General features: G+C 68.9%; 13 protein-coding genes. 1 reads left to right on the top strand and 12 read right to left on the bottom strand.

From position 1 onward, the window contains the following. Positions 1 to 12: 12 nt before the first annotated feature. The 12 genes from ACEXOX_RS07935 to ACEXOX_RS07880 all read right to left on the bottom strand — a co-directional run bounded on the left by ACEXOX_RS07935 (position 13) and on the right by ACEXOX_RS07880 (position 8509). Positions 13 to 165, bottom strand: coding sequence for a daptide-type RiPP (locus ACEXOX_RS07935; RefSeq protein ID WP_406519711.1), 153 nt, complete (start codon positions 163 to 165; stop codon positions 13 to 15). Between the two features lie 46 nt (positions 166 to 211). After that, complete coding sequence (locus ACEXOX_RS07930; protein ID WP_398749628.1) at positions 212 to 364, bottom strand: daptide-type RiPP; 153 nt, start codon at positions 362 to 364, stop codon at positions 212 to 214. A gap of 43 nt (positions 365 to 407) precedes the next feature. Continuing rightward, a complete protein-coding gene (locus ACEXOX_RS07925; RefSeq protein ID WP_398749626.1) occupies positions 408 to 572 on the bottom strand; it encodes a daptide-type RiPP in 165 nt (54 codons plus the stop codon). A 90-nt stretch (positions 573 to 662) separates the two neighbouring features. Next, positions 663 to 842 (bottom strand): daptide-type RiPP, encoded by a 180-nt coding sequence (locus ACEXOX_RS07920; protein ID WP_406519710.1) that lies wholly within the window; start codon positions 840 to 842, stop codon positions 663 to 665. Between the two features lie 67 nt (positions 843 to 909). Then, positions 910 to 2109, bottom strand: coding sequence for a daptide-type RiPP biosynthesis dehydogenase (gene mpaC / locus ACEXOX_RS07915; protein WP_406519709.1), 1200 nt, complete (start codon positions 2107 to 2109; stop codon positions 910 to 912). Then, positions 2106 to 3386, bottom strand: coding sequence for a daptide-type RiPP biosynthesis aminotransferase (gene mpaD, locus ACEXOX_RS07910; RefSeq protein ID WP_406526261.1), 1281 nt, complete (start codon positions 3384 to 3386; stop codon positions 2106 to 2108). Before mpaD ends, mpaC begins: the two co-directional genes overlap by 4 nt. Positions 3387 to 3406: 20 nt before the next feature. Then, on the bottom strand, positions 3407 to 4219 hold the full coding sequence (mpaM, locus tag ACEXOX_RS07905; protein ID WP_406519708.1) for a daptide-type RiPP biosynthesis methyltransferase: 813 nt from the start codon (positions 4217 to 4219) through the stop codon (positions 3407 to 3409). An 8-nt stretch (positions 4220 to 4227) separates the two neighbouring features. After that, the gene (mpaB, locus tag ACEXOX_RS07900; RefSeq protein WP_406519707.1) at positions 4228 to 5310 is read right to left on the bottom strand and encodes a daptide biosynthesis RiPP recognition protein; all 1083 of its coding nucleotides are present in this window, start codon (positions 5308 to 5310) and stop codon (positions 4228 to 4230) included. Between the two features lie 119 nt (positions 5311 to 5429). Beyond that, positions 5430 to 5762 carry a hypothetical protein gene (locus tag ACEXOX_RS07895; RefSeq protein ID WP_406519706.1) on the bottom strand — a complete coding sequence of 111 codons (333 nt, stop codon included), beginning with the start codon at positions 5760 to 5762 and terminating at the stop codon, positions 5430 to 5432. Between the two features lie 5 nt (positions 5763 to 5767). Further along, positions 5768 to 6319, bottom strand: coding sequence for an LLM class flavin-dependent oxidoreductase (locus ACEXOX_RS07890; protein WP_406519705.1), 552 nt, complete (start codon positions 6317 to 6319; stop codon positions 5768 to 5770). Positions 6320 to 6850: 531 nt separating this feature from the next. Continuing rightward, entirely contained in the window at positions 6851 to 7003 is a 153-nt protein-coding gene (locus ACEXOX_RS07885; protein WP_406519704.1) for a hypothetical protein, read from the bottom strand. Positions 7004 to 7120: 117 nt separating this feature from the next. After that, positions 7121 to 8509, bottom strand: coding sequence for an IS701 family transposase (locus ACEXOX_RS07880; RefSeq protein WP_406519703.1), 1389 nt, complete (start codon positions 8507 to 8509; stop codon positions 7121 to 7123). A gap of 771 nt (positions 8510 to 9280) precedes the next feature. On the opposite strand from ACEXOX_RS07880, the gene ACEXOX_RS07875 reads away from it, so the two are divergent. Continuing rightward, complete coding sequence (locus ACEXOX_RS07875; protein ID WP_406519702.1) at positions 9281 to 12205, top strand: BTAD domain-containing putative transcriptional regulator; 2925 nt, start codon at positions 9281 to 9283, stop codon at positions 12203 to 12205. Positions 12206 to 12687 lie beyond the last annotated feature (482 nt).

The raw sequence follows: 12687 nt of genomic DNA, 5'->3' as shown, positions 1-12687 counted from the left end.
TGTGGGAACGGCTCAGGTGGCTACAGAGATGGCACTGTAGAGCGCGATGGAGCCGAGGCTGATCGTGGCTCCCTCCTTGAAACCGGACCAGAAGTCGGGGGCCTCCATGGCCTCCAGCTCCTGCAGGCCCAGTTCCAGCTCCTGCTCGAACTTGTTTTCCTGCATGTCTCACTCCTCTTCTGCTTCAATTTTCAACGGGGGGCGGTACCGGTCAGGTAGCGATGCTGACCGAGATGCCCAGGGCGGCGCTGCCCACAGCGCTCGCGGCGGCCGACCACCAGCCGGGGGCCTCCATGGCCTCCAGTTCCTGAAGGCCCAGCTCCAGCACCGGGTCAGTCGCCTCCTGGAGAGAGCTCTCCTGCATGTCACACCTCCTCTTCTGCACTTCGCGGTCCGGCTTGCACATCTCAGGTGAGGACGCTCACCGTGCTCGCGACGAAACTGCCGACCGCGCTGGCCACAACGCCGGCGCCGCTCCAGAAACCAGGAGCCTCCATGGCTTCCAGCTCTTGCAGGCCAAGCTCCAGCGAGGGATTGAAGCCTGCGGTCTCTTCAAGGGTGTTCTCCTGCATGTCACACCTCCTTTCCTAGCGTTTTGCCCTGTCCGGTCGACCGGGCCGCGATGTCACTCAGCAGGTCGCGGCCCAGTCGACTGTGGGACATCAGGTGGCGATGGAAACCGCGCTGTAGCCGACGAGCGACACGACGCCCATGCCCGCTCCGACTCCCAGAGCGGTGGACCACCAGTCCGGGGCTTCCATGGCCTCCAGCTCCTGAAGGCCCAGTTCCAGGTCGACCGAGGCCAACTGCTCCGTCGCCGTGGCGGCGTACCCGTTCTGCATAGTCTTCTCCTTTCCGTGTTTCAGTGGACTTGCATGTCATCCGCGCCCTGCAAAGGGTTTGGAAGCTCTATTTGCCGGATTCGGGCACGGCGTTGGACAGCAGGCGGCGGACATCGCCGGCTCCCAGACCGCCGAGCATCGGCAGCCCGGTGCCCCAGGCACGTACCGTCCGCTGCGCGACGGTGTCCAGCAGGGCCGTGTCCGCGGTGAGCCGACGCTCGATGCGCCAGGCGTCGACCAGGGCAGATACGCCCGCGCTCGGATCGGCCGGGAGCCGCTGGGGCCCTACCATGCGCAGGCGTTCCCACATCTGCCGCAACCGCGCTGCCGAACCGAGGCGGCTCTCGCCGTCCGCGATCGCCTGCCACAAAGGCGGAAGGAGGGCCGCGACCGCGGTCATCTTGCGCACTCTCAGACTCCACGACAGCTCGTTGGCGAGGAGCCAGCCCTTGACCGCATAGGGGTCGCGGCCGTGGTGCAGCCAAGCGTTGTGGCTGAAACCACTGACCTTGGCGATCTCCAACCGCAGCGCGTCGTCGGCCACGACGCCGGATGGATCAGCAGACCGGACGGCTGCCAGCGCATGCCCGAGCCCCACCAGGCGCTCGGCAACGGCCTCGACCAGCATGTCCTCGGTCGGCGCAGCCCGGTGGTCGCCGATGTAGGGGCTGGCAACTCGAAATAGCGCCTCCAGGACGCCTTCCGCCAGCAGTTCGCCGGGCAGGGTGGCCGTTGCCGCCGCGTCCAGCACCGCCACCTCGGGCTGCAGGGCCATGCCCAGTACCAGCCGTTTGCCGCCGGGGTGGGCGAGACATGCCGCGCCGCTGACCTCCGTGCCGGTGCCCAGCGTGGTGGGGATCGACACGAGTGGTGCCTTGCGGCCGGTGAACTCCGGCAGGAAGATCAGGCCGCTGCGCTGCGACACCGTCAGCCGGGTGCGGGCATCCCGGTCGTCACGCGCCACGGTCGCCAGTTTCACCTGGTCCAGCAGCGAGCCGCCCCCGATACCGATCACGAGCTCGCTGTCCGCAAGCTGGTCGGCCAGCGCGATGACGCTCTGTACATCGCCCGCCCCGGTTAGCGCCAAGAAGTCGACCTGCCGTCCCGGCGACTCCACCAGCCCACGCGCCGTTGTGACGATGTCCGAGTCCTTCAGCGTGGAGTCCACGAGCACGGTGATTCTGCGCTCTGCCCGTCTCCCGAGCCAGCGACCGAATGTCGCGCAACCATGCAACACGGAGGTGGCTGCACCGGTGTCGTTGCTCACTGTCTCATCCCAGTATCCGCGACATGCGCGTCCAGGCCGGCCTGGACGCACTCCAGCAGCTCAGCAAGGTCTTGCTCGGTGTAGGTCAGAGCCGGAAAGAGCTGGACACCGTTCACACCGGGGTGCACGATGGCCCCCGCCCGACGGATCGCCGCCACCAGGCCCGGCACCTCGGACTGCGGCAGCGGTGAGCCGTCAGCTTGCAAGAATCGCAGCGAGCGGAAGCAGCCGAGCCCGGTCGTAGCTGTGACCAGCGGGTGAGTAGCGAGGAGCTCGGCCAGCGCTGCGTCCAAGCGGGCGGCGAGCCGCTTGCCCATCGCGACCGCGTCCAGCCGCCGCATCTCGGAGATGGTGGCGAGGATCGTCGCGCACGTGACGGGCGTGCCCGCCTGCGTCTCCCCATGGGTGAGGACCGCACTGTCGTCCTCAAACGCGGCTGCCACCGAGCGGGCGGCGACCACGACAGCGGCCGCGCTCGTGCCGTTGGTCAGGCCCTTGGACGCGATCAGGAGGTCCGGGTGCCCGGCCCACTCCTGAGAAGCGAAGAAGGAACCCGTCCTGCCGAAGCCGGTCGCCACCTCATCGGCCACCAGCAGGAAGCCGTGCTCACGGCGCAGCCGGAGCAGCTCGGCCACGTACTCCCGCGTCAGTGGCACCGCGCCGCTGCCCAGCACCGGTTCGACGACAACCGCCGCCACCTGCGGTCCCTGGCGCCGCATCAACTCGGCAACGTCGCCGGGGTCGTTCGGCGTCACGTGGCGAATCAAACGCTGGTCCGCGCAGTAAAGTTGCTGCCCCAGGTTCTCCCCGGTCAGCCCGAAGCTGCCGTAGGTCAGACCGTGATAGCTGCCGCGCAGGCCGACGACGACCTTGCGACGCCCCTCGCCGCGCAGAGCGTGGTAGTGCCGGGCGACCTTCATCGCTAGGTCGTTGGCGGCGCCTCCGGACGTCGAGAACAACACGCGCCCGTAGTGGTCCGCGCCACAGACATCAAGCAGGGCAGCCGCGGCCCGGCGGGCGTAGACATTCTCGTAGCGGAAGACACTCAGGTACGAGGCGTCCCGCAGGGCTTGGGCGGCCGCATCGGCGATGGCGGCGTTGCCATAACCGATGTTGGTGTTCCACAGCCCGCTGGAGCCGTCCAGCAGCTCCCGGCCATCGGCGAAGCGGACCCGGACGCCTGCCGCCGCGACCGCGCACAGCTCATCGCGGCCCTGCAGTCCAGGGGCCAGGAGGGAGGGCCACAGCGGGTACGTCGTGCCTTCCTCGGCACCCATGTCATTCACGAAAGTCTCCGTCATGCCGCAGCCTCGGCTTCCAGCAGCACGCTCGGGTGCCGAGCGCCCGCCATCGGCAGCGGGTGCCGGGCCCGTACGGCGAAGCCCGCCCCGACAAGCTCGGCCTCCAATTGGTTGGCCGACAGCACGCCGATGGTGGTGGTGCAGACGTGCACCACCTTCTCACCGGCTACGTCGAACCCGTCGGGGAAGATCGTGACGGTGCGCGCAGCATCGCCGGGCGCCCAGTACTCGTACATGCGATACGTGGCCGCACCCGTGGGGACGGTCAGCTCGACCTCGATGTCGCTGGATCGTGCCGCGTCCATCTCCACGGTCGACAGCAGGAACCGGCCGCCTTCCGCGAGGTGTTCTCGTACGCAGCGGTACAGGCCAGGGCGCCCGGCCTCGTCCAAGAGAGAAACGGAGGTGGTACCGAGTACTACTGCTGCGAAGCGCTGCTCGAGCGAGAAGTCGCTCATGTCGCCCCGGACCACCGTGCAGCGCTCGCGCAGCGCAGCAGGGCCAGTGGCGAGACGCTCCGTGAGCAGACCCAGCATGGTAGGCGACAGCTCCAGCGCCGTCACCTCGCGGCCCAGGGCCAGGATGGGCATGGTCAGCCTGCCGGAGCCAGCCGCCAGGTCCAGGACGGGGCCGGGCAGCTGCCAGATGACGCCCAGAAGCTCGCGGACCTCATGGTCGCCCTGGGTTGCCAGGTGGTGGTAGACCGACGAGCCGTAGGCGTCGTACATGCCATGCAGGACGGCGCGGTCACCGAGGGCTGCGAGCAGCTCACCGGCGCGACCGGGAGGGGCCGTAGTGGTCGCGGACATAGTGCCTCTCACCGCCCCGCCCGGGAGCGCTCGCGGGGCTGGACGCGCAGGGGCACACTCATGTCGGCGAGGGCTCGCTCCATCTGAAGGAGCTTCTTTCGGTCGGCGTGCGCTGCGGCGGCCTCGACGGAACCGCAGACCAGCAGCGCTTCGACGAGCGCTGCAGCCTCCCGGCGCAGCTGCATCATCCGGTTGGTGTTCGGTACGTATACGTAGGCTGCTTCGTCGGTCCACAGCAGCAGCGGCACCTCGGTGCCCATAGCGTCGGCAGGACTGGAGATCTTGGCCAGCGCTGGTAGGAACCGGCCACCGAAGCCTGAGACCGACGCGCCGGTCGTCGCTCGGCCGGCGAGGTTTCGCAGCGCGTCGAGCGCCGCAAGGTAGCGGCCCAGCCAGGGCCGTTCCGCGAGCCCGGTGGTACGGACCTCCTCGGGTACAGCCGCGCCGAGGCTGACTGCACAGGGCCGGACAGCCTCGCCGTTGACACGGTTCCATTCGGCTTCGAGTACTGCCAGGCTCTCACCGGCCACACCCAAAGGGCGGCCGCCAGGAGAGGTCGAAACAGCGCCCGTTGCTGCGACGTACAGCCGCAGCGCGGGGCCGGTGTCGGCATGCGCGGCGCCGAGCGCCGGCAGATCGGCGAGTTGGACTACTGGGGAAGCGAGAAATTCCGGGAACGTGCCGTCCTGGCGGGCCTGGTCGGCATCTGCGACGTAGGCTTCGAAGTCCGCCGTGTCGGCGATGCGCACCAAGGTGGGGCCGATCACCGACATGTAGCCGCTGATTCCGTAGCTCTGCACCTGCAGGTAGAAGTCGGTGCCAAGAGAGAACTCGGCGCCGGTCTCGCCGGCCGAACCGCCGTAGACGGCTACGTCGGGGCTGCTGCCGTCCGCGGTGTCGGCCTGGGAGAATGCGGGCGCGAAGACCAGAGTGTGCGCACCGACGACATCCGAGGCGAGGACTTGTGCGAGGTGCTCGGAGCTTTCCAGGACGACTGTGCGGCAGCCGTTCTGCTGCTCGGCGCCGGCTATCTCATGCTGGCTGTCGTGTCCTGTGGCCCAGGCCATCAGGAACTTTTTGATCTTGGGCATTGGTTCCCCTTCATGGTGCAGCGCATCGCCTCGCACAGCCCGCGCAGAACACGGGAAGATGCGGGTGCGCCAGTCGATGTGCCTGCTCGGTATAGGTGTTGCCGTACCGAGCAGAGGTGTCAGGCCAACGCGGCCAAGAGGACCTTGAGTTCGTTCATGGCGGCCTGCGGGCCGTAGAGGTTGCAGACGCCAGTGACATTGAGGACGATCTCGTCCACGCCGACCGCCTCGTACGCCTTCAATTGCCCGGCCAGGTCATCCAGGTCGCCGGAGAGGAACGCACCACCGGAGACGAGTGCCTCAGCGTTGGCCTTCTCGTCCGATCCGGCGACATCGATACCCGACCTGCGCAGCATGTCGATATAGTGCGGGCCCTTCATGTGTGCGCCGTTGCCGGCCAGGGCGAGTTCGGCAGCCGTGCGGTCGGGCCGGGTGAGGGCCAGCGGCACCATGGCCGTCAGCCTGGGCCGGGCCCGATCGGCCCTTTGGCCCCTTCGGTCACTGCCGGGATCACGGTGTCGCGCAGGTAGGCAGCAGGTGTCATCCAGGTGATGGCCACATCGGCCACTTCCCCGGCGAGCCGGGCCATACCCGCTCGGAGCACTCCGAGGCCCACCTCGACCTTGGGCGCCGGGAAGGACGGCAAAGCCATGTGGCCGGACACGTATACCCCGTTGGTGTCGACCAAGGCACCGTCGAGTAGTCCGCGTACCGCTGTGAGGTATTCACGTGCCAGCGTCAGGGGGCTGCTGTACGGCTCTGCCAATAGGCTCTGCTGAAAGGGCCGTGCCCCCGGGCCGAACCCCGCGACCACCGGATGGCCCGTGGTCATCGCCAGAGACCGGGCCTGCAGGGCAGCCTCGTACGGGTGCCGCAACGGCATGAGCGTGACGCCCAGCCCAACGGGCACCCGGAAGCCCGCACCAGCGGCGTAGGCGAAGCCTTGGTGCGGCTCGACCATGAGCGCCTGCCCTTGCCACAGCCTTTCGGCGTGGGTCCAGTGCACCATTGCCGCGTACGGCAGGACTTGCTCCGGCCGGCGAGGCAAAAGGGCACGAGGACTGAATAGGCAGTCATCGGTTGAATCCGTTCTTGATGGTCAATGGCGTCGCTCTGATGGTTGGCCGAGCCCCGCCCAGGCCCCGATTTCGGGGTTGCCCAGGCGGTGGGCCACCTTCGACGGATGGCGCGCTGCCCCACGCGACCGTGGATTTCAACGCGTCTCTCCGCATGCCCCTCGCGGGCACACAAGGCCCCGCGGCCACGGACAGACCAAGGAGCCGCCTACCGATCGCACCCTCTAACGCACTGAATGACTTCCGAGGCGGTTCCCCGCACCGTCTAGCGAACTAGACAACGCGGTGAATATACGCGCCGGACCCCCGGCGCTGTCAAGTTCAGTAGACTTGCGTAGCGACCAATACAGCACGGGCATCCATCGAAGTAGACAAGGTTAGGATTCAACCACTACTAGCGGTGACCCGGCGACGGGACAGGAGAAGTGATCACGGCGATGGGCGACCACTTCGAGAGGCTGCTGTCACGCACCACCCAGGCCGCCGACACCCTCGGCCAGCCGGAACTCCCGATTGCAGAAATCATGCGCGCCGAAGCCGACCGCGCCCGTGCCCTCACCGCAGCAGCACGTCCCACCGACAGCGATCTTGGGCTGTCCGCCGACCGCATTCTCCATCTCCTGGGACGTACCAAATTCGCCAGCCGCCAGGAACGAGATGCAGGAACGCTGGCCACTCTCATCCTGGAACGTGCCAGTCGCAACGAGGCACGTCCCACGTCTACCGGTAGTTCGTTAAACCCGGCGGTAGAGATCAAGGGGTCTGCCGGTGGTGACCGCGTCGATCAGGGCTTGGAGTTCGGGTGGCGGGTCGGTGTCGGTCCAGGCTCGCCACCAGCGGTGCAGGGTGGTGGCGGGGGTGAGCCAGGAGCGGACGGCTCGTAATGCCCTGGGCCAGCAGGGAAGTTGGTGCAGGCGGGGCGTGGCGGGGCCCCTCTCTGGCCGGTCATCGGCGCAGGGGTCGGGCGCGGTGGCGTCCAGGGGGCCGGGTGGAGCGGACCATTGGTCCCAGCAGAAGGAGAACGCGCAGTTCACCAGGGTCTGGTGGTGGCGGATGGCGGTGTCGGAGCGGACCTGGAAGTCGGCCCAGCCGAGTTCGTCCTTGATCTGTTGGTAGCTCTGTTCGATCCAGGGCCGCAGTCCGTAGAGGCGGACGATCTCGGTGAGGTCGGCGGGTGGGTGAGTGCTGGTGGCGGCGTGCGGGGCGTCGGGGTGGGGCAGGTTGGTGGCCAGATACCAGGTGGCCTTCTCCGGCAGGGTGCCCGGGTCGGTGGTGGCGACGACCAGGCGGCACGGGCCGTGGGGCTGCCAGCCGCCGAGGGTGGCGTCGGCGGCCCACCAGGTCTCGGTGTGCCCGTCGCGGAAGTGCCGTTCGATGGGCGTCCAGTCGCCGGGGTGCTCGGCGTCCTGCCAGGCCAGGGCGTGGGCGGCGTCGATGGGGGTGTGCGGCTGGTCGGCGGGTGCCCAGGTGCCGCGGTGCGGCTTGAGAGGGACCACGTAGGGCAGGTGGGCCTCGCGCAGGGCGAGATACCAGTCGTCGCTGACGCTGTAGGCGCAGTCGGCCACCACCGCCCGGCAGGCGAAGCCCGCGTCCTTGCCCCGGGCCGCAAGAGCCGCAGCGATCTGCGGTTTGGTCCGGAAGCCGGGATCGCGCCGGCCGCGCGGGAAGTGGTGGGCGGGGGTGTAGGGCTGTGCGTGCAGCGGGTAGTACACCCGGCCGTCGGTCCACACCGTGGTCACCGTGACCACGCCGTTGTCGGTCTTGCCCAGCCGTCCCAGCCACTGCCGTCCCACGTGCGCGGTGGCCGTGCCGTCCTTGCGGTCCCCGGAGTCGTCGATGACCAGCACCCCGGCCTCGTGGGGGGCCAAGGCGGGGTCGGTCCGCAGCAGTTCCAGCCGCCGGGCGTTGACCTGCTCACTGTCCCAGCGCGACTCGGAGAGGAAGTACTGCAGCCGCTGTACGCTCGCCAGGCCCGCGCCCAGCACCGGCCCGGCCCCGGCCAGGCAGGTCAGCGTCTTGTTCCGGTCCCGCGGCGCGAGCAGCCCGGTCAGATACTCACGAAACCCACGCCGCTGGGCGAGGGTGAGGAACAGATCATCGAAACGGGCCGCGTACTCCTCCAACGGTCCCGGCGCAGGCGGACACGTCCGTCGCTCAGTCATCATGCCCCCACTCGGCGAGGCTGCCGGCTCCCCCTCCGCCCTACGACCGCCCCGACCAGGCGTCAACCCCGCTACCGCCGGGTTCAACGAACTACCGGTAATGCTGACGGCGGCTTCGTCGTTCGATGCGTCGTCGGAGGAGGCGCCCAGGATCGGGTAGATGGGCCGGCCGTCCTTGCGGTAGCCGAGCACGGTGCATGAAGCGGGCAGACTGCGGGTCATCAAAGAGTGCTACTCCCACGACGGCCCCGCGCCGAGATCGAGTCTACGGAAGCCAAGAGCACGCCCTTGCGCGCCCGGTTTAAAGGGCGCAGATAAAGCAGGCCGATACCGTCGGGGCCGAGTGCAGGGGCATCTCTTGCGAGGATTACACATAGCCCTGGGTAGCCAGTCCTTGTAAACAATGGTACGCGTCCGATTTGGAGAAGTATCCAGACGGCTGCAACCGGCAGTGAAGAACGATGGCATCCCGTGTCGTGGTATAGCCGATCACAGTAGGGATCAGGCAGCTTGCTGTTCTGTGGAAGTCTTCCCGGGAGCTTCTGCACTCACTCGCTTCGAACAGCGTACGGAAACAAATGAGCGGACGACCGTGGCGCAGCGGTTTCCCCAACTGAAAGCTTGGACTCATTGTTCACCCTGCGAACTCGTCGACTGTTCTTACGTGGTTCTCCGGCCGTGCGCGTGGAAGACTGGCAAGCCCAAGCACCGAATGCGGGATGTGAGGCGTCCATGGCCGACGCTACGGGGGACGAGCGGCACGTGTGGTTCACGGTGCTGGGAGCGGTCGGAGTCCGGCGCGGTGAGCGGCGGATTGATGCCGGTCCGCCACGAGAGCGGGCACTGCTCGCCGTTCTGTTGCTGCGGGACGGGCGTGGTACATCGGAGCCAGAGCTGGTCCGTGCCCTGTGGGGTGCGAGCCCGCCGCCGGACGCGACGGCCACCCTGCGCGAGTATGTGTGCCGGCTGCGCGCCGTCTTGGAGCCGGACGCCGACATGCTGGTGAGCGAGGCCGATGGCTATGCGTTGCGCGTCGGTGCGGGCGAGCTCGACCTGAAATGTGCCGAACGGCTCGCGGCGGAGGCTGAACAGGCACGTCGCTCGGGCGACCCGGCCCGCGCCCGCGAACTCCTGGCCCAGGCCCTGGAGCTGTGGACCGATGAGCCGCTGGCCGGGGTGCCGAACCCGTGCGGGGCGACCTGGCGCGCCCGTCTCGAAGAGCGCCGCCTGAGCCTGGTGGAAACCCGTCTCGCCCTGGACCTGGAGGCCGGGCAGCACGCGCGGGTGGTGGCGGAACTGACGGCGCTGACAGCCGAACACCCGTTGCGCGAGCGACTGCAGGAACTTTTGATGCTCGCGCTCTACCGCGGTGACCGGCAGGCCGAGGCCCTGGCCGCCTACACCGACACTCAGCGCCTGCTCGCCCAGGAACGGGCCGTTGCCCCTTCTCTGGAACTCTGCGAACTGCGGCGACGTATCCTGCGGGCGGACCCCCGCCTGCGTGCCCCCGAAGGTGGGCGCCCGGGCTCCGAGAGCGGAGGGCCGGCGCGAGGCCGACCGGCGCAGCTTCCCCGCGACATCCGGGACTTCACCGGGCGGGCCGCGCTGGTCGAAGAGCTGATCGCACACCTAGGCCCAGGCGATGGAAGCGGGCCAGCCGTGTGCTCGATCGGGGGGATCGGCGGCGTCGGAAAGACCGCCTTGGCGGTGCATGTCGCGCACGCGGTCCGGCCGTTCTTCCCGGACGGACAGCTGTACCTCGACCTTCGTGGCTGCGGGCTGCGTCCCGTCGAGCCCGAGACCGCACTGGCGGCTTTCCTGCGGGCCCTGGGGGTATCGGACTGCGCCATCCCAGCGGGAGTCAGCGCACGCGCCGCGCTCTACCGGTCGGTACTCGACGGCCGCCGCGTCCTGGTCCTGCTGGACAACGCCCGTGACGCCGCCCAGGTCCGCCCCCTGCTGCCGGGCACGGACGACTGTGTCGCCCTGGTCACGAGCCGCAACCGGCTGGCACACCTGCCGGGGACACATGTGGTGGCTCTGGATGTCATGCGGCCCCCGGAGGCCCTTGCTCTGTTCACCCGCATCGCCGGCGAAGGAGGCGAGGACGCCCGGAAGGTGGTGGCGGTATGTGGCTGTCTGCCGCTGGCCATCCGGATCGCCGCCGCCCGCCTGCTGGCACGCCGCGCCTGGACCGCCGCCGACCTGGAGGGCAAACTGGCCGACGAACACCGTCGCCTGGACGAACTCCAGGCTGGAGACCTCGGCATCAAGGCCACCTTCGAGCTGGGATACGGGCAACTCCCTCCCCAGCAGGCCCGCGCCTTTCGGCTGGTGTCCCTGCCGTGCGGACCGGACATCTCCCTGGGGGCCGCGGCAGCCGTACTCGGCCTGGGCACCGAAGACGCCGGACGGACGTTGGAGTCCCTGGTGGACACTTCGCTGCTGGAATCCCCCGCGCCGGACCGCTACCGGTATCACGACCTCGTACGCCTCTACGCCCGTGCGTGTGCCGAACGTGACGAATCCCCGGAGCGACGCGAGGCGGCACGCTCACGGTTGCTGGACCACTACCTGGCCACGGCCGCCCGTGTGTACACGATGAACCGGCCCGGGGAACCCCTGCGGGACCACCTCGCGTCCACCCGGTACCCGGGCCTGACCTTCAAGGACCGGGGAAGCGCGCTGGAGTGGCTGTACACGGAGGCCGGAAACCTGCTGTCGTGCGCCCGCGTCGCGGCCGACGGGCCCCTGCTGCGCCGAGCTGCGGATCTCCTGCTGGTGACCAGGGACCTGGCCGATTCGGGCACGGGTGCCCGGCAGTACGAGCAGACGATCGATCGCCTGCTGACGGCCGCACTGCAAGCGCAGGACGCCCACGCCGAGGGGCGGCTGCGCCTGCTCATGACCCACATCCACATCATGGCCGGCCGTCTCGCGGAGGCGGACAGGGAGGCGCGGGCCGCCATGGCGCTCCGGCGTCACTGCGCGGACCCGGTCCTGTCCTCCAACGCCCTCAACGAAAGCGGCATCATCGCGAGTTTGCAGGGCCGCCATGAAGACGCGGAGTCACTTCTGACGCAGGCGCTTGCCGCCTTTCGCAGCGACGGGAACCAGAACGGTGTGGCCAGTGTGCTGGGCAACCTCGCGCGCACCTACCAGGACACCGGCCGCATCGCCGAAGGGGTGGGTCTGGCCGAGCAGTGTCTGGCCCTCTACCGGGAAATCGGCGCGACGATGCGGCTGGCCGGTGGCCACTACGAACTGGGCGTGGCCTTGACGCAGGCCGGGCGCCCGGAAGATGCCCTGCGGCAACTCGACCAAGCCGTACCCATTTACCAGGACAGCAGGCAGTGCTTGTGGGAGGCGATGACGTACTGGCGGATGGCGGAAGCCCACCTCGCCGCGGACCGGCCGGCGCAGGCCGCGGGCCGGGCCGAAGAGGCCCTCGCCATCCTGCACGGCCCCAATGGCCGATGGGCCCGCGCCAACGCTCTCACCGTCCTCGGCCACGCCCTCGGCCGGACCGGGCACCCGGACCGGGCCCGGGTCTGCTGGCAGAAAGCCCTGGAGACCTACGAGGCGCTGTGCTCCCCGGAGGCACCCGCCGTACGGCAACTGCTGCCCACTGGCAGGCAGACACCTCCCAAAGGCTGACCGCAATGTGGACGAACCTGTCCCGATGCCAGGGCCGCATCTCACCCCGGGCCAAGATGCGCTGGCCGTGGGTACCTCGCCTCATGCGCCGTGCACGGGGTCGTCGAGGGTTTAGCAGGTGACCACGGCGTCGTGCCGGGTGGTGGCTGACGTGGAAGACGTCCGGCGCCGCCGGCGCCGTGCGCCAGTTCTCTGAGCAGCCGTTGGCGGCGTCCGCGGTCACCCAGCCGAACGACATCCGGTCCACGACCGCCCGGCGGACCGGGGCGCACAACCTCGCCCGGTGGCGGGGGAGGCGGGGGATGCGGCCGGGGCTGCCACCGCTACCGCCGAACTGCCTTCCGATTCCCTGCGGGTGCTGGGCCCCGACCACCCGACACCCTGACCACCCGGAATAACCTCGCCTACTGGCGGGGGAAGGCTGATGGTGCGAGCGGTGGTGTCCGGTAACGATCGTTTGACGATAGGGCGGGGCGGCAGCC

Origin of the sequence: Streptomyces sp. Ac-502 (genome assembly GCF_045222935.1) — a bacterium.
In the GTDB taxonomy this organism is placed as follows: Bacteria; Actinomycetota; Actinomycetes; order Streptomycetales; family Streptomycetaceae; genus Streptomyces; species Streptomyces monomycini.
Note: the sequence above shows the minus strand (reverse complement) of the source record. Positions and strands in the feature narration are given on the sequence as shown.